The following is a 15067-nucleotide window of genomic DNA, read 5'->3' as shown; positions in this document are numbered from 1 at the left end:
ATAAAAGATGAGAATAAAAAAGAAGGGGATATTTTTAATAACTAGTTTTATACTGATAGCTTTTTTATATTCATGTGGTAAGGTAGATGATACATTAAGTCCTAAAACTAATATTATAGATATAGAATTGGGTTCATTAATAGAAGAAAAAGGATCAGGTATATCAAATTTAAATTTAACAGAAACGGGCTATAAAAAAGTGCAAAATGATGATCCTATAGTGGAATATAACAAGAAATCAGGAAATTATATTTTTATAAGGAATAATAGGCATTACTTTTATTCTAAAGGAAAAGAAAAAAAGTTAGAAGAAAATAATTACGAAAATTTACATTTATCTGATGATGGAAAATATTTAGGTTATATGGTTTATGATAATATATACACATTAAAAGTATTAAATATAGAAGATAATAAACAGGTAAATATAAATTCAAAAGTCTCAATATCAGGAAAATTCTTTGATTTTATAGGAGAAAATACTTTAATATATTATGGGATATCAGAAAAAAAAGAAAATGGAATTTTTAGTTATAATTTAGAAACTGGAAAAGAAGAGCTTATATATAAAATAGACAGTGGATATTTAGAATTTTTTAAATCTTATAAAGATGAAATAATATTTCTACAAAGAGTTAATGAAGATGAGAAATTATTGAAAAGCTTAAAATTAAAAGATAAAAGTGTAGAGACTTTAAGTAGTAATATAGATTTATTAAGTGATGTTTTGAAAAGTGAAAACAACTATTATATTTTAGGGTCTACAAAGAATGATAAAAATTCTTTATATATTTTAAGTGATGGAGAATTAGATAGAGTAGTTTATGATTTCCCTGAAAAAATAGAAATGAAATCTGGATTAAGCATAAATAAAAGTGGAGAAATTTTATTTATGGGATCAAATACAGGAGAAAAAAATTTAGATGTATATAGCTATAGTAAAGATAATGGGATAAACCTTTTAACTGAAAATAGTGGAAAATATAATTTTATAAAAATAAATTAAAAGAATATCAGAAATGATATTCTTTTTTATATACTTAAATGTATAAAAATGGTAAAAATGACAAGGATTTAAATGAGGTGATGCATATGAAAAATTTAATAGATGAAATAGACTTTAAATATATAGAAAAATTATCTTTAAATAAATGCTTTGAATTAGATTTAATCCCAATAAATAAAGAAGATTTTGTTTATATAATTTGTGATAATTCCAAAAATAATTATATAGATAGGTTAAATCTTATATATGGACTTCCAATAAAAATTTTAGAAATAAATGAAGATGAATTTTTAAAATTAAAGCACATGATATTTTTAGAACTAAATGAAAATGTAGAAAATATAATAATTGAAGAAGCTATAAATGATAGAGCAAGTGATATACATTTTGAACCTAGCAGAGGTGGAGTTAATATAAGATTTAGAATAGATGGATTATTAGTAAAAAGATATAAAATATCTTATGAAATTTATGAAAAGGTTATATCTAGAATAAAGAACAATAGTAATTTAGATATAACAGAAAAAAGAAAACCACAAGATGGGAAAATGAAATTTAAGCTAAATAATAATGAATATAATTTAAGAGTTTCTATAATAAAAACTATAAATGGAGAAAAATTAGTAATTAGAATATTAAGAGAAGGATTAATAAAATTAGATTTTAGAGATTTAACCAATATAGAAGAACAAAGAAGAGATTTGATAAGAATAGTAAGAAAAAAAGAAGGATTGGTTATTATAAATGGGCCAACTGGTTCTGGAAAATCTACTTCTTTATATTCAATTTTAGAAAGTTCTAAAGATGATGGAATAAATATAACCAGTATTGAGGATCCTGTGGAAGTTTCTATAGATGGAATAAATCAAATTCAACTTAATAGGAAAGTAAATTTAGATTTTTCAAATGCATTAAGGTCAGTTTTAAGACAGGACCCAGATATAGTTATGATAGGTGAAATAAGAGATAGTGAAACAGCTAAAATGGCTATTAGAGCATCTATAACAGGACATAAAGTTTATTCAACTCTGCATTCAATTTCAGGGAGAGAAGTGTTTTTTAGATTAAAAGATCTTGGCATAGATGAAAAATTTTTAAGAGAAGCATTAGTAGGAATTATATCACAAAGATTAATAAAAAAGCTTTGTGATGATTGTAAACAGGAAGAAACAATAAATTTTAACGGAGAAAATTTAAAATGCTTTAAAAGAGTAGGATGCACTAAATGCAGTTATACAGGCTATAAAGGAAGAATATTATTATCTCAAATATATAAACTTGATAAAACTTTTTCAATAGAAGAATTACAAAAAGATAGGAATATGCTTTCTAATAATAAGATGAAAGAAATGGCTTACAAACATTTAATAAATGGAGATATAACTTATATAGATTATATAGATTTTATAGAAGAAGAGGAGGACTATAATGATCAATATAAGATCTTATGAAAATATAACATTAATAAGTGAAAATTTAAGTAAGCTTTACAAAGATGGTATAAATATAGTTTTAGCTTTTGAGTTAATGTTAGATTTACCATTAAAAAAAAGATATAAAGAAAGTCTTTTATGTATAAAAAAAGAAATAGAAAAAGGAAATAGTATATGGCAAAGCTTTAATAAATTTAAAGAGTTATATCCTGAATTCTTTATAAATATGATAAAAATCGCAGAAAAAACAGGTAAATTATCGGAAGTTTTAAATGGTCTTAGTAAATACTATAAAAGTAAATATGAATATAGGAAAGGAACTATTATAAGTTGTATTTATCCATCATTAATATTTATATTTTTGATTTTATTTTCTCTTATGATTCTATATTTTATAATTCCAAGCTTTAAGGAACTTTTAGAAGGAAAAACTGAGTTAAATTTGTTTATAAAAGGAATAATAAATTTTTCAAATTTTTTAAATGAAAACAAAATTTTAGGATTATTAAGTATAATAAATTTTTTTATTGTATTTCCAATTGTATTTTTTGCACTTAAGTGGAATGAAATAAAGACATTATTATTTAAAAAAATAAAGAGGTTAAATTTTAGAGAAGAATATGAAATAGTACTTATATTAAATTTATTTATAGAGAGTGGTGTTAATTTAGTAAAAGGAATCGATTTTTATATAAACTCAAAAGAAATAAAAAATAAAGAAGAGTTAATTAAAATAAAAAAATCAATAATGAGTGGAAAAACAATAAGTGAATCATTAGAAGAATTAGATAAAATAGGCCGATATTCTTTAGCTATGATAAAAATTGGAGAAGAAAGTGGAAGTTTGGATATAAGACTAAATGCAGTAGTAAAGAATTTAGAAGAAAAAAATGAGCAGTTAGTTAAATGGATTTCTTCTTTAGTGCAGCCAATTTTAATTTGTACATTAGGTTTAATGTTAATTTTATTTATAGGAACATTTTTTATTCCTGTCATGGATAGCATTTATGGAGTAACAAAATGAATAAAAAGAAGAAAGGCGTTACTTTATTAGAGGTTGGAGTATCATTATTTATAATCTGTTTAATATTGAGCATTGGAAGTGTTTCCTACAGATATTATAAAGATTATGAAACATTGGTCATGGAAAAAGAATTTTTAAATAATATGTATTCATTTATAAATTATAGTAGAAAAACATGTATATCTGAAGAAAAGCCAGGAGAAATAATAAATGATAAAGAAATAAAGTCATTAACATTTAGAATGATTGATAAAAACGGAAAAGAAATTGTACAAAGTTTAGAGATCCCAGACAAGATAATATTTTTAAAAGAAGCTTCATTAAAAATAAATTCTAAAGGTGAATTAAATTCTACAAGTATAGAGTGGAAAGGAATAGAAACAGAGAGTATTTATAAAATAACAATAAGTGTTGGAATAAATACAATGAGGGTATATATAAATGGAAAACAAGAGAAATGGTAGTGTTTTAGTAGAAAGTTTAATAGCTATAAGTATAACTATAATAGCTTTATCTTTAGTAGGAAAATCTATTTTAAATTATTATTCAATTCAAAGAGCGGAAGAAAAAAGATATGAAAAAGCAAATATAATTGAAATTTTAGAAAAAGAAATAAAATATAATACAAGCTTATGTAGTATAAGTAATAAATTTAAATATTCAAATGAGCTTTATTTAGATTTAAAAGAATTAAATGAAAATAAAATAATAAATTCTAATATTATTGATTTATTAAATGAAGAATCAGGAGATATAAGTTTAAAAAAGATAAAAAGTAATGATGCAAGTATAGAATTTTTAATAAAGTTAGAGGAGGAAAAATTTGAAAAAAATTTCGGAAAAGAGAAATGGATGGAATTGCAAGGGATATACTCTTCTGGAAACTAGTATATATTTAGGATTAACTACATTATTATTTTGTATTTTAACTAAGTGTATAATATCTACTTCAATAGAAACAAAATCAATTTATAGCAATTCAATGAAAATTAACTCAATTGAAAGTGGAATATATAATATAAAAGATTATTTAAATGGATATAGTAATTTATATTTTGAAGAAAATCAAAATAAATTAATAATATTTAAAAAAGATGATAGTGCTAAAAGTCCATTAAAGGATGAAATATATTTTTTTGAAGGAAAATTATTTTTAAAATATTATAGAAGAGAAAATGGCAATTTAAAAACATATAGCTCTTTAATTATGGATAATATAGATGATTTTAAGATTATAAAAAAGTATAACTTATTATATTTATTTATAAAAGCTGGAGGTATAGAGAGATATGTCTGCATATAAAAATAAAGGAAACATATCGATTTTAGCAGTATTATTTTTAAGTATGGCAGTACTATTTTTTAGTAGTATTTATAAGATAATGAATTTAGATATAAAGAAAAATTCTAATATTATAGTAAGTAAAAGTGCTATAGAATTAGAAGAAAAAAGATATTATATTTTAAAGGTTGTTCAAGATTATATAAATAAAATTGATAAACTAGAGTTTAATAAAGAAATAAGTTTTGAAAACTCTAATATAAATAAAATTTTAAAAGATAAATATGCTATTGGAAATTTGAAATTTAAATTGTTAGAAAATAAAAGTGGACTAATAAGATTTAAAAATTTAGGAAACAACAAACAAGAAGAATTTGATATTTACTATAAAAAGGAGAATTTATGTACTTGCAATAAATCTAATTGCGAATTTGATAGTGAAAAATTAATTCTTATACCTAAAAGGAGATTTCAATGAAAAAAATAACTTTGATAATAGATAATAATGACATTATATATAATAGAGAAAAAATTACATATGATAAATTATGTAAACTAATAAAAACAAAATCTAAGTTAAAAATAATAATTTTAAACGAAAATATATTCTTTAAAATTATAGATAGTATAAATGAGAAAGAAATAAAGAGTTTAATAGAATCTGAAATTTTAGTAGATGTACAAAAAGAAGATTATTTAATTCATTATGAAATTGAAAAGAAGAAAGAGAGAACACTTATTTATGCAATAAAAGGAAATAAAATAATAAAAGATATATTAAATAATTTTATTAATTCAGAAATAGAACCAATATATTTTAGTATAAGAAATAGCATTTTAAAATTAAAGAGAGATAAGTCTTTTAAATATAAAGTTAAGTTTATGAAGAAATATTTTTATATAAATGTAAAGGATGGAATGATCCATTTTGATGGAATTAGTGATGAAAATGAATATAAAGAAGCTAAATTTTTATTAAAAGATGGAAAGGAATGTGTTAATTTTAAATGAAATATTTGAGAGAATATAAAAACTTTATACCAATAGATATATATGAAAAAAGAAATAAAATTGAAATTGGGAAATTAAACTCTATAATACTTATTATTTTATTAGGAAATAATGTTTATACCCTTTAAACCTTTAAAAATCAACGTTTCAAATTGAAACGTCAAAAATTCGTCAAAAAATATTCTCCATAATTTGAGTTGCTTTTTTAAGCATGTCCTCTGTTACATGAGAATATGTTCTCATAGTTTCTTCTACATCATGACCTAATAGTTGAGCAGCAGTTTTGAAATCAACCCCATTAGCAATTAAGTTTGTAGCAAATGTATGTCTTAATTCATGTATTGAGATATTATAATTAAATTTTTTCAAATATTGATTAACGCAGACTGTTGTACTTGCAGTATTTTTAACTGGAACTAATCTGCCGTCTATACTATATACACTATTAGCTTTTATATATTTTAATTCTTTAATCATACTTGTAGTTAATGGTATAATTCTATTAGAATTTTTACTTTTAAGTTCACCAAAACCATAAGTATTATTTTTTAAGAGTTTCCATTGCTTATTAACTGAAAGTGTAGCGTTTTGAAAGTCTATATCACTCCAAGTCAATCCTAAAATTTCTCCTATTCTAAGTCCACATTTAGAAGCTAATAAAACAATTAAATAATATTTTTCATGGTTGATCTGTTGAAGAAGTTGATTTAGTTCAGTATCAGTAAGTGCTTTTTTAGTTGAGGCTTGTTTTTCTTTTTCTATAGTTAATTTAGTAGTAGGATTTTTAATAGGTATCTCATATTTATTTATTGCACTATTAAAGATTGCTTTAAGTTTTTGAACATAGCACTTTATAGTGCCGTATTTATATTTTTGTTCTACCAGATTATCAATACATTTTTGTATATCTATGGATCTTACTTTAGCTAACTCTAAATCATAAATACTTTCAAAATGTTTTAAAGAAGTTTTATATGAAATAATAGTATTTGCTTCTAAATGTATTTTTAAATGGTCTAAGTGTAAATCTATAAATTCACCTAGGGTAATATTTTTAAATTCATTATAAGTTGAATTAGCGATAGTATTTTTTAATTCTTGAAGCATTTTATCAGCTTCAAGTTTAGCTTTCTTTTTACCTTCTCTATTATTAGGAAATCCTTGTTTTGATTTTTGTTTCCATTTACCACGATTATCCTTATACGAAATAATAACCTGAATTCCTTTGTCTTTTTCACGATAAGTAATGTTATAGTCCATTTACATTTCTCCTTTCAAATTTATTAAATTTATATTTTAAAACTAATTTAATATAAAATAAACAAATAATATGTATATATATATTAAATTTAATATATATACATGTTAATTCTATTTTACATGGATTTACTCAAAAACTAACTTGACATTTTCATGAAAATGTGAATTGGTATTAAGTTTTGATAAAATATATGTGATTTTATGAATTTTGGTTAGTAAGATTTTGAAGTTGAAATTAATAATGAAATATTAAAGTATTAATTTAAGATATTTGTTCTAATTATATAAAAATAGTAGAATAACATTAAAAAAATAAGAAGTTCAGTTTATTAGAGGTGGAAGAAGGTTTTATTTGTGAATTATATTATAAAAAAGCTGTTAAATAAACAAAATGAAATATTTAAAAATAAACAAACTAAAATTTATGAAAAAGTAGATAAGAGAAAATAATTTCTCTTATCTTTTTTTTTGTTTTAATTTAAGTGCTATTTCGATTTGTATATTATCCCAAATACTTTTTTTAGCATAATCACTTATATAATCTTCAGCTATTTCACCATTATTAATAAGCAAATCTATTAACATATTCGTTGTTTCTAGACTTGATAAGTGTTTTATTTTATCATCTCCTATGATACTTGATATAGGAGATTTAAAATATTCTTCTAACTTTTTAGATGTTTCTAAACTAGGAGGTCTTCCGCGTTCTAAATGGGAAAGAGTTCCTCTTGTAATGTTTATTTTTTTAGCAAATTCTTCTTGAGTTAAATGTTCTTTTTTACGAGCTTCTTTTAAGAAATTTGAGAGATTCAATATATCACCTCCTTATTACAAATTATAAATACAATGTACATGATAGCACAATAAAGCACAAAAATAAAATATGGTTATTGAAGAAAATAGAAGAAAAAATTAGTAAAAAAGAATAAAATGGTTAAAATATTAAAAAAATAAATAAAATTAAATTTGCGCTTAAATGCGCTTAAATGTACAATGTGATTGTGCAAAGGAGGTGCAATGATGAATATATTAATAAAAGAACTTTTAGATAAACAGAAGAAAATATTGAAAGGTGAGATAGATGGATATAAAAAGAATATTAGAGTACGAGATGTTAAAGAGGGGAATGACGCAAAGAGAGTTTGCTGAATATTTAGATGTGCCTAGAGGAACACTATCGCATCATTTAACAGGAAGAAAAATAAGTTCTAAGATTTTAAAAAGATATTCAGATAAATTAAATATTGATTTAGCGAGTATTTATATGAGGAGGAAAGGAAATGAATAATAATTTAATTAATGTAAAAGTAAATGAAGAAGGAAATCAAATAGTAAGTGCAAAGGAATTATATCTAGGATTAGGGTTAAGGAAGAAAAATTGGTCAAGATGGTATCCAATAAATATACAAAATAATGACTTTTTTAAGGAAAATATTGATTGGCTAGGGGTTCCTCATAAAGAGGAAGGTAACGAAACAATGGATTTTGCAATAACTTTAGAATTTGCTAAGCATATAGCAATGATGGCAAGAACTAATAAATCTCATGAATATAGAAATTACTTCATAGAATGTGAAAATAAATTAAAAAGTGGACAAGCTATTCAGCCTCAATCAAGTTTAGATTTATTAGAGCTTCAAGTTAAAGCATTAAAAGAAGTTAAAGGTGAAGTACAAGAAGTAAGAAATGATTTTGAAGAATTTAAAGGAGAATTACCGTTGTTAGGTAGTGAACCTGAAGAACTTCAAGCAGTAGTTAAAGCTGTAGGGACAAAAGCATTAGGCGGATATGGATGTCCAGCATACAAAGATAAAAGTTTAAGTGCTAGAGTGTTTAAAAATGTATGGAAATATATCAAAGATCAATTCAACGTAAAAAAATACAAAGCAATAAAAAGAAAAAATTTATCTAAAGCAATAGAACTAGCATATACGTATGAAGCCCCATTTTATTTACAAGAAGAAATAGATTTAGCTAATAAGCAAATTAAATTCAAATCATTAGATTAAGGAGTGAGAATATGGAAAAAGAGATAATCCCATTATGGACGAAAAAAGATGTTGCTAAATATTTTAATAAAAATATTTCTACAATTGATAAATGGGTAATGAATGGAGAAATAAAAAGTTGTCCTAATACACCTAGCAATTCATGTTTATTTGATCCGGATTATATTATGTCATTTGGGAAAATGGATTTTAAATACGGATGTTCTCCCGAAGTTCAAAGACTTAAAAATAAATATGAGAGAGAACTTAAATTGAAAAATAAAGAAATAATTAAGTTGAAAACAATGATAAGAGAAATGTATGTTATTGGGCTAAAAAATATGAATTTGATTGAAGAATTTGGGGTTATAAATAATTAATAAATAATTTAATCCAAAAGTAAAGAATCATAATATTTAATTATATAAGAAAAGAAGGGTAATTTAAAAATGAAAAAGAAGCCAAGAAAATTAAAAAGAAAAGAAGCAGAAGCTGTAAGTAAGCAACTAGGAATAAATGGAGTTAAGAAAAGATTTTTATTTGCTGGTTGGAATGGTGAAGGAATGATTTTATACGATAAATTTGAAGATAAGATATATAAGGAATCTATAAGATTTTAATAATACACAATTTGTGGACAAACTTGTTGATAACATGTAGATAAACTGTTAATAAATTTAAAGGAGTAAATTAAATGAACAAAAGAATAGTTAGATTAGGAAATAAAGAATTAATAGCAGGAGGAAAGTGCAAAGCTTCTAATTTTACAGAATTTTTAAAGGAGAAGCTAGAAAGTGATGCTAAGGGAGATATAGAAATTAAAGAGCTAATGCAAGTATTAGATAAACAAAGTGAGGATAAAGCATTCAAAATATTAAAACTATATAGAGAGAAAATAATTGCTGAAACTAAGCTTGAAATAAAAACAAAAATAAATAATCACCTGCTTAATAAATAAGCAAGTGACATCAAAATACCTGTATTTAGGGATTAATTAAATTAATTCCTAATATGAGTATAGATTATTTTAGTTCATATGTAAATAGAAAGGGAGATATTTCAATGTCGGATAATAGAAAATATTATTATATGATAATTAAAGAAGATTTTTATGATAGTGAAGAAATTAAATTATTACAAGCTATGAATGAAGGATATTTATTCTCTGATATTTTAATGAAAATGTATTTAAAATCATTAAAAAATGAAGGTAGGTTAATGTTTAAAGAGCATATTCCATATGATGACAAGATGATTGCTACAATAACTGGACATTCAAATTCGGTTGTCGAAAAGGCTTTAGTAATATTTCAACAACTAGGTTTAATTGAAGTTTTAGATAGCGGAGCAATATATATGTTAGATATTCAAGCGTATATAGGGAAAAGCAGCACTGAAGCAGATAGGATAAAAGCTTATAGAAAAAGAATAAAAGATGAAAAAAATAAAGAAAAATTGTATCTAGAACAAAAAAATGATAATGGTGTACAAATGTACGACGAATGTACACCAGAGATAGAGAGAGAGAAAGATATAAAGAAAGAGATAAAACTAGAGAGAGAGATAAAGATAAAAAATAAAGAACAATTGTCGTCATCTTTATCAGATGAATTTTATAATTATGTTGTTAATGAACTAGGTTTTACTCTAAGCGATTATGTAATTAATGCTTTAGAAAAAGATATTAAGGAATTTGGAGAATTAGAAGTCAGAAATGCTTTAGAAATTGCATCTAAAAAAGGGAAAAACTATTTATATGCAAAAGGTATTCTAAGAACTAAAACTAAAGAAGGAAAATTAAATGTAAAAAAAGGCATTAAAACTTTTGAAGATACTAAAGACAGCTTTTTAAAGGACGCTAATGAAGTCATAGAAGAAGATTATAACTTTTAAAAGGAGCAGATAAATAATGTTATGGACTATAGCAAAAATGGTATTAATAACGATAATAGGGCTTAGTATAGCACTTAAGATAATTACTTTTATAGAAAAATTAGAAGAAAAAGAAAGAGCATAAGAAAAAATATTTAAGGAGTTGATTAACATGGAATATATAAATGATATTAATATAAATGAGGCTGTTATTCATGTATTAGATAATAATAGTGATGAGCCAGTACTTAATGAATATTCATTAGATTTAACAGAAGACAGGTATAAATTTATTTTTAAGCATATAGAGAAATGTTTAAAGGATGAAAATTTAAAATATGCTGTATTTAACGATGAAAAAAGTATAGTTAAAGAAGTATGTAAAGATTATTTAAATGGAATAGATCATGACCTTATAAATCTTTCTAAAGAAATTGCGAAACAGTTATTTTCAATAATGAATGGAAATACTAATATACCATCATGCGACCTAATAGTAGCTTCTATAGTTACAGATAAAGGACCTATGATAGCGATACTTAAATTAGACTATGTTAAAAATTTTACGCATAATATTGAATTTATTAATGAAAAGCTAGGAATAGATATTGTTCCTTTATCATCAGGACTACCAGGAAGTGGACAAAAAATAAATAAAGCTGCATTTATAAAACCTATTAGAGATGATCATTTTAATCTTATGATACTTGATAAACAAATAAGAAAAAATTTGGATGATGAGTATATATATAATTATTTTATAAATAACTTTTTAGGATGTAATATAGTTGAAAATGAAAGGGATATGACAAAGAGTTTTGTAAATGCTACAGAAGAATGGATAAGAGAAAACTTTTATGAAGAACCTTATAAGTCTATGAAAGTTCGTAATGCTGTTAAAGAAAGATTACGTGAAGATGAAACGATAGATATAAATAATTTTGCAGATGAAGTTTTAAGTCCTGATGAAGCTCAAAATTATAAAATGTTTATGACACAAGCAGTGCCAGAAAAAATAACTGTAGATACAGCTTGGGCAAATAAAAAGCTTAAAAGAACAAGATTAAAAATAGATAATTCAATAGATATTTATGTAGATGATGAAGAATATAAAGATTCATCAAAATTTGAAGTAGTAAGAAATGGTGACGGAACAGTAAATTTAGTTATTAAATATATTACTAACATTATAGAGAAATAAGAAGGAAATAAGAAGGAGAAAATTAAAATGATAGATTTAAATAAAATTATAAATGAAAAGATGATAGAAATAGAAAAGAACGGTTTTGTAGAAAAGATAATAGAAGATAATTTAAAGAAATGTTTAGAGAGTGTTATCTCAGAGGTATTTACTTGGAGAGGACCAGTAAGAGATGGTATTGAAAATTATATAAAAGAAAATATAAATATAAATTTAGATGATTTAAATATCCCTCAATATAACACATTAGTTGTACAAGCTGTAAATAAAAAAGTAAAAGAAATGATTGAAATTCAAGGAATAAATAAATTGAATGAGTGTATAGATAAAATGCTTATGGATGTAAAAGAAGAATATACATTGTCAGAAATAATAGAGCAATTAAAAGCAGATGATTATAAAGAAAAATATGAGTATGCAGAAGATGACTATTTAACATTAATCATAAATGGAGATGAAGATGGATATAAGCGTATATATTTAGATTTAGAATCTGATAAAAGCAAATATTCATGTGATTACGAAATAGCTATAGATAAAGAAGGTAAGATATATTCTACTAACTTAGGAGATATTGATATTACTAAAAATATAAAAATAGGTAGTTTATATGGATTAAATGAAATGATATTTAAAATATATTCGGCTGGAGCAAAAGTAATTTTAGATAAAGGAATGGATCCTGACGATTATGATACTTATTTAGGTGAAGATTATTAAAGTTATAGAGGAGATGAATTAAATGTTTATAAAAAAAATAAGATTTCAAAGAACTAAAGGGGCAAAAATTGAGAGCGGTTGGTGGATAGGAAAATATGAGTATGCAGAAGATTGTATCATATTAGATTCTAAATACAATCCAATTATTAAAGATAAGAATGGTTGTTTATGTTGGGATTATGTTACCGATTGGAAGAATCCAGTTTTGATACAGGTAGATAATAATTGATATAAAGGAGCTGAATTAAAGTATTAGAACTAACAGCTATGAAAGTTAATTAAATAACATAAATAAAACTTAATATGAGGGTACTTTATAAATAAGTATTCTCATATGATATTCAAATGATAAAGGTGGTTTTATGAAAAATAAATATTGGAACGAAGAAGAAATTGAAATACTGGGTAAAATGTGGGGAAGAAGTTCTATAAGTAATATAGCAAAAAAACTAGATAGAACAGAAAATTCAGTAAAGGTAAAAGGGCAAAGACTTTTTGGGAGTAAATCTGAATATGTTGGGCTTTATACAGGGGCAGATTTAGCAAGAGCAATAGGTGTTGATAATAAAATGATTAATTACTATCTGAAAAAAGGATTGAAATATAGAAAATCAGGAAGATTAAATTTAATAAAAATTGAGGACTTTTGGAAGTTTGCTAAAGAACATAAGGCTCTTATAAAATTTTATAAAATTGAAAAAAATATAATTCCTAATGAGCCTCAATGGGTAAAAGAAATAAGAAATAATCAGAATAAATATAACAAGCCTAATAAATATAAAAAATGGACTAATTATCAAGATATTTTATTAATTAATATGGTTAGAAAAGGATTATCAACTAAAGAAATTGCAAAAGAGCTTCAAAGAACAGAATATGCTGTGAAGAGTAGAAGGAAAATTCTAAATTTAAAATATATATTAGATTTAGAAAATGAGAAGGTGACTATTTAATAGATTTTAAAATTATAAGGAAGGATATAAAAAATGAATTTAAGAAAAGATGATCCAATTTATTATAAAAAGAAAATTAATGAGCTAATACAACAAGCAAAAGAGAATAATATAGAAATTACACTTAATAATAATATTTTAAGTTTTGCAGCATATACAGATCAGATATTTCTAAATAAATATGGATTAACTAGACAAGTTTCGTGCAAGACAAGTGTTGATTTAAATAAGGTAGCAAATATTAAGTAAAGGAGAATTGAAAATTATGGATATAGTAACATTGAATGATATTTTAAGTAAAAATATATTGAAAAACAAGCTCAATACCATCAATCAGAAAATTTTGAGACTATAAAGAAAAAAACAAAGTGGAGTTAGAAAATGAGAAAAAAGTGGACAGAAGAAGAATATTATAAATTATCAAAAATGTATTATAAGAATAAAACTGATAAGGAAATTGCTAAAGAGTTTAATACAAGTGAAACGAATATTTATAGTATTAGAGTTTCACTAGGATTAACTGATAATTATAGAGTAGATTGGAATGAAGAAGAAATTAGAAATTATGTTATAAAACAGTTTAATAAAGCTGCTTCTATGAATCAATTAAGTAATACTTTGAAATTAGCAAACTCAACTATGTTAAGAGTTTTAAGAAAATATAAAAAAGAAGGGTATATAGATGATAGTAAAATAAAACTTTTAATGAAGTAGGTGAAATAAATGAAAAAATATGAAGTTGAGAAGTTAGAAAAAAAGTTAGAAAACTTTTATAAGAAAGATAGAATAATAAGTTCATATGAAAAAGAAATAGAAAGATTAAGCAGAGATATAAATAACATAGAAAAAAGAATTAAAGAGTGTGATTTTAATATTCCAGTAACTTATGGATCTAGTTCCTTTAGTGAAAGGGTTCAGAGTAGTAATAGTGGAGAATCTAATGCAGAAAAAGAGTTAATGAAGTTAATCCTTAGATTAGAAAATAAAAAAATAGAAAAGAATAAAGAGATAGAAAGAATTAGAGATATAATAAACTCAATAGAAGAAGATTCTTTTAAAATAAGAAGAAATTTATATTCTCTAAAATTAGATTACATTAATCTTATAGAACTTAAATATAAATATGGTAAATCAAATAGAGCTATAGCAATAGAAACACATATGTCTGAATCTACTATAAGTAGAAAGATTAAAACTATATTAAAAGAAGTTAAGTCTTGGCAATTAACTTTTATGTATAAAAATACGATTAATGAAATTGAAATTATAAAAAATATTTAATATTTTATATAAGGTAAGGAAAGTATTTAATAAGTG

General features: G+C 23.4%; 24 protein-coding genes. 22 read left to right on the top strand and 2 right to left on the bottom strand.

Annotated elements, in window-relative coordinates; genetic code table 11:
- The first annotated feature begins 7 nt into the window (after nt 1–7).
- From CLTHE_RS07535 to CLTHE_RS07500, 8 genes are all read left to right on the top strand, one after another.
- On the top strand, nt 8–1006 hold the full coding sequence (locus CLTHE_RS07535; protein WP_080022706.1) for a hypothetical protein: 999 nt from the start codon (nt 8–10) through the stop codon (nt 1004–1006).
- 86 nt (nt 1007–1092) lie between these two features.
- Nucleotides 1093–2457: a GspE/PulE family protein gene (locus tag CLTHE_RS07530; RefSeq protein ID WP_158082686.1), complete on the top strand. Its 1365-nt coding sequence runs from the start codon at nt 1093–1095 to the stop codon at nt 2455–2457.
- A complete protein-coding gene (locus CLTHE_RS07525; protein ID WP_080022704.1) occupies nt 2435–3463 on the top strand; it encodes a type II secretion system F family protein in 1029 nt (342 codons plus the stop codon). Before CLTHE_RS07530 ends, CLTHE_RS07525 begins: the two co-directional genes overlap by 23 nt.
- Nucleotides 3460–3927: a type II secretion system protein gene (locus CLTHE_RS07520; protein WP_080022703.1), complete on the top strand. Its 468-nt coding sequence runs from the start codon at nt 3460–3462 to the stop codon at nt 3925–3927. The genes CLTHE_RS07525 and CLTHE_RS07520 overlap by 4 nt, the downstream gene beginning before the upstream one ends.
- Nucleotides 3905–4351, top strand: a complete 447-nt coding sequence (locus tag CLTHE_RS07515) for a hypothetical protein (RefSeq protein WP_080022702.1) — start codon at nt 3905–3907, stop codon at nt 4349–4351. The genes CLTHE_RS07520 and CLTHE_RS07515 overlap by 23 nt, the downstream gene beginning before the upstream one ends.
- The gene (locus CLTHE_RS07510; protein WP_080022701.1) at nt 4287–4766 is read left to right on the top strand and encodes a hypothetical protein; all 480 of its coding nucleotides are present in this window, start codon (nt 4287–4289) and stop codon (nt 4764–4766) included. The genes CLTHE_RS07515 and CLTHE_RS07510 overlap by 65 nt, the downstream gene beginning before the upstream one ends.
- Complete coding sequence (locus CLTHE_RS07505; RefSeq protein WP_080022700.1) at nt 4753–5223, top strand: hypothetical protein; 471 nt, start codon at nt 4753–4755, stop codon at nt 5221–5223. Before CLTHE_RS07510 ends, CLTHE_RS07505 begins: the two co-directional genes overlap by 14 nt.
- Nucleotides 5220–5756 (top strand): hypothetical protein, encoded by a 537-nt coding sequence (locus CLTHE_RS07500; RefSeq protein ID WP_080022699.1) that lies wholly within the window; start codon nt 5220–5222, stop codon nt 5754–5756. The genes CLTHE_RS07505 and CLTHE_RS07500 overlap by 4 nt, the downstream gene beginning before the upstream one ends.
- 171 nt (nt 5757–5927) lie before the next feature.
- Here the strand turns inward: CLTHE_RS07500 and CLTHE_RS07495 are convergent, their stop codons facing one another.
- Both CLTHE_RS07495 and CLTHE_RS07490 read right to left on the bottom strand, forming a co-directional pair.
- The gene (locus CLTHE_RS07495; RefSeq protein WP_080022698.1) at nt 5928–7016 is read right to left on the bottom strand and encodes a site-specific integrase; all 1089 of its coding nucleotides are present in this window, start codon (nt 7014–7016) and stop codon (nt 5928–5930) included.
- A 456-nt stretch (nt 7017–7472) separates the two neighbouring features.
- Nucleotides 7473–7829, bottom strand: a complete 357-nt coding sequence (locus CLTHE_RS07490; protein ID WP_080022697.1) for a helix-turn-helix transcriptional regulator — start codon at nt 7827–7829, stop codon at nt 7473–7475.
- Between the two features lie 207 nt (nt 7830–8036).
- Between CLTHE_RS07490 and CLTHE_RS17125 the strand changes: the two genes are divergently transcribed.
- The 14 genes from CLTHE_RS17125 to CLTHE_RS07430 all read left to right on the top strand — a co-directional run bounded on the left by CLTHE_RS17125 (nt 8037) and on the right by CLTHE_RS07430 (nt 15031).
- Nucleotides 8037–8165: a hypothetical protein gene (locus CLTHE_RS17125; protein WP_278320290.1), complete on the top strand. Its 129-nt coding sequence runs from the start codon at nt 8037–8039 to the stop codon at nt 8163–8165.
- Complete coding sequence (locus CLTHE_RS07485; protein WP_242945627.1) at nt 8143–8304, top strand: helix-turn-helix domain-containing protein; 162 nt, start codon at nt 8143–8145, stop codon at nt 8302–8304. Before CLTHE_RS17125 ends, CLTHE_RS07485 begins: the two co-directional genes overlap by 23 nt.
- Complete coding sequence (locus CLTHE_RS07480; RefSeq protein WP_080022695.1) at nt 8297–9025, top strand: ORF6C domain-containing protein; 729 nt, start codon at nt 8297–8299, stop codon at nt 9023–9025. The genes CLTHE_RS07485 and CLTHE_RS07480 overlap by 8 nt, the downstream gene beginning before the upstream one ends.
- Nucleotides 9026–9036: 11 nt before the next feature.
- Complete coding sequence (locus CLTHE_RS07475; RefSeq protein ID WP_080022694.1) at nt 9037–9384, top strand: hypothetical protein; 348 nt, start codon at nt 9037–9039, stop codon at nt 9382–9384.
- Nucleotides 9385–9453: 69 nt separating this feature from the next.
- Complete coding sequence (locus CLTHE_RS16700; RefSeq protein WP_158082685.1) at nt 9454–9624, top strand: hypothetical protein; 171 nt, start codon at nt 9454–9456, stop codon at nt 9622–9624.
- 74 nt (nt 9625–9698) lie between these two features.
- The gene (locus tag CLTHE_RS07470) at nt 9699–9962 is read left to right on the top strand and encodes a hypothetical protein (protein ID WP_080022693.1); all 264 of its coding nucleotides are present in this window, start codon (nt 9699–9701) and stop codon (nt 9960–9962) included.
- A gap of 104 nt (nt 9963–10066) precedes the next feature.
- Nucleotides 10067–10897 (top strand): phage replisome organizer N-terminal domain-containing protein, encoded by an 831-nt coding sequence (locus CLTHE_RS07465; protein WP_080022692.1) that lies wholly within the window; start codon nt 10067–10069, stop codon nt 10895–10897.
- A gap of 151 nt (nt 10898–11048) precedes the next feature.
- The gene (locus tag CLTHE_RS07460) at nt 11049–12077 is read left to right on the top strand and encodes a nucleoid-associated protein (RefSeq protein ID WP_080022691.1); all 1029 of its coding nucleotides are present in this window, start codon (nt 11049–11051) and stop codon (nt 12075–12077) included.
- Nucleotides 12078–12104: 27 nt separating this feature from the next.
- Entirely contained in the window at nt 12105–12797 is a 693-nt protein-coding gene (locus tag CLTHE_RS07455) for a hypothetical protein (protein ID WP_080022690.1), read from the top strand.
- 22 nt (nt 12798–12819) lie between these two features.
- Nucleotides 12820–13026: a hypothetical protein gene (locus tag CLTHE_RS07450; protein ID WP_002599713.1), complete on the top strand. Its 207-nt coding sequence runs from the start codon at nt 12820–12822 to the stop codon at nt 13024–13026.
- 133 nt (nt 13027–13159) lie between these two features.
- On the top strand, nt 13160–13750 hold the full coding sequence (locus tag CLTHE_RS07445) for a response regulator transcription factor (RefSeq protein WP_080022689.1): 591 nt from the start codon (nt 13160–13162) through the stop codon (nt 13748–13750).
- A gap of 33 nt (nt 13751–13783) precedes the next feature.
- On the top strand, nt 13784–13999 hold the full coding sequence (locus tag CLTHE_RS07440) for a hypothetical protein (RefSeq protein WP_080022688.1): 216 nt from the start codon (nt 13784–13786) through the stop codon (nt 13997–13999).
- Between the two features lie 132 nt (nt 14000–14131).
- Nucleotides 14132–14464, top strand: coding sequence for a hypothetical protein (locus CLTHE_RS07435; RefSeq protein ID WP_080022687.1), 333 nt, complete (start codon nt 14132–14134; stop codon nt 14462–14464).
- 9 nt (nt 14465–14473) lie between these two features.
- Nucleotides 14474–15031 carry a hypothetical protein gene (locus CLTHE_RS07430; protein ID WP_080022686.1) on the top strand — a complete coding sequence of 186 codons (558 nt, stop codon included), beginning with the start codon at nt 14474–14476 and terminating at the stop codon, nt 15029–15031.
- Nucleotides 15032–15067: the final 36 nt, after the last annotated feature.

The sequence above is a fragment of the Clostridium thermobutyricum DSM 4928 genome (genome assembly GCF_002050515.1).
Classification (GTDB): domain Bacteria; phylum Bacillota; class Clostridia; order Clostridiales; family Clostridiaceae; genus Clostridium; species Clostridium thermobutyricum.
The sequence above is the reverse complement of the archived record's forward strand: the minus strand, read 5'-3'. Positions and strand labels throughout refer to the sequence as shown.

Excerpts from the sequence above, each read along its gene's own strand:
- CLTHE_RS07515 (WP_080022702.1), top strand. The coding sequence starts at position 3,905 with ATGGAAAACAAGAGAAATGGTAGTGTTTTAGTAGAAAGTTTAATAGCT.
- CLTHE_RS17125 (WP_278320290.1), top strand. The coding sequence starts at position 8,037 with ATGAATATATTAATAAAAGAACTTTTAGATAAACAGAAGAAAATATTG.
- CLTHE_RS07470 (WP_080022693.1), top strand. The coding sequence starts at position 9,699 with ATGAACAAAAGAATAGTTAGATTAGGAAATAAAGAATTAATAGCAGGA.
- CLTHE_RS07520 (WP_080022703.1), top strand. The coding sequence starts at position 3,460 with ATGAATAAAAAGAAGAAAGGCGTTACTTTATTAGAGGTTGGAGTATCA.
- CLTHE_RS07445 (WP_080022689.1), top strand. The coding sequence starts at position 13,160 with ATGAAAAATAAATATTGGAACGAAGAAGAAATTGAAATACTGGGTAAA.
- CLTHE_RS16700 (WP_158082685.1), top strand. The coding sequence starts at position 9,454 with ATGAAAAAGAAGCCAAGAAAATTAAAAAGAAAAGAAGCAGAAGCTGTA.
- CLTHE_RS07475 (WP_080022694.1), top strand. The coding sequence starts at position 9,037 with ATGGAAAAAGAGATAATCCCATTATGGACGAAAAAAGATGTTGCTAAA.
- CLTHE_RS07495 (WP_080022698.1), bottom strand. The coding sequence starts at position 7,016 with ATGGACTATAACATTACTTATCGTGAAAAAGACAAAGGAATTCAGGTT.
- CLTHE_RS07485 (WP_242945627.1), top strand. The coding sequence starts at position 8,143 with ATGACGCAAAGAGAGTTTGCTGAATATTTAGATGTGCCTAGAGGAACA.
- CLTHE_RS07500 (WP_080022699.1), top strand. The coding sequence starts at position 5,220 with ATGAAAAAAATAACTTTGATAATAGATAATAATGACATTATATATAAT.
- CLTHE_RS07530 (WP_158082686.1), top strand. The coding sequence starts at position 1,093 with ATGAAAAATTTAATAGATGAAATAGACTTTAAATATATAGAAAAATTA.
- CLTHE_RS07535 (WP_080022706.1), top strand. The coding sequence starts at position 8 with ATGAGAATAAAAAAGAAGGGGATATTTTTAATAACTAGTTTTATACTG.
- CLTHE_RS07430 (WP_080022686.1), top strand. The coding sequence starts at position 14,474 with ATGAAAAAATATGAAGTTGAGAAGTTAGAAAAAAAGTTAGAAAACTTT.
- CLTHE_RS07450 (WP_002599713.1), top strand. The coding sequence starts at position 12,820 with ATGTTTATAAAAAAAATAAGATTTCAAAGAACTAAAGGGGCAAAAATT.
- CLTHE_RS07440 (WP_080022688.1), top strand. The coding sequence starts at position 13,784 with ATGAATTTAAGAAAAGATGATCCAATTTATTATAAAAAGAAAATTAAT.
- CLTHE_RS07455 (WP_080022690.1), top strand. The coding sequence starts at position 12,105 with ATGATAGATTTAAATAAAATTATAAATGAAAAGATGATAGAAATAGAA.
- CLTHE_RS07465 (WP_080022692.1), top strand. The coding sequence starts at position 10,067 with ATGTCGGATAATAGAAAATATTATTATATGATAATTAAAGAAGATTTT.
- CLTHE_RS07525 (WP_080022704.1), top strand. The coding sequence starts at position 2,435 with ATGATCAATATAAGATCTTATGAAAATATAACATTAATAAGTGAAAAT.
- CLTHE_RS07435 (WP_080022687.1), top strand. The coding sequence starts at position 14,132 with ATGAGAAAAAAGTGGACAGAAGAAGAATATTATAAATTATCAAAAATG.
- CLTHE_RS07460 (WP_080022691.1), top strand. The coding sequence starts at position 11,049 with ATGGAATATATAAATGATATTAATATAAATGAGGCTGTTATTCATGTA.
- CLTHE_RS07480 (WP_080022695.1), top strand. The coding sequence starts at position 8,297 with ATGAATAATAATTTAATTAATGTAAAAGTAAATGAAGAAGGAAATCAA.
- CLTHE_RS07505 (WP_080022700.1), top strand. The coding sequence starts at position 4,753 with ATGTCTGCATATAAAAATAAAGGAAACATATCGATTTTAGCAGTATTA.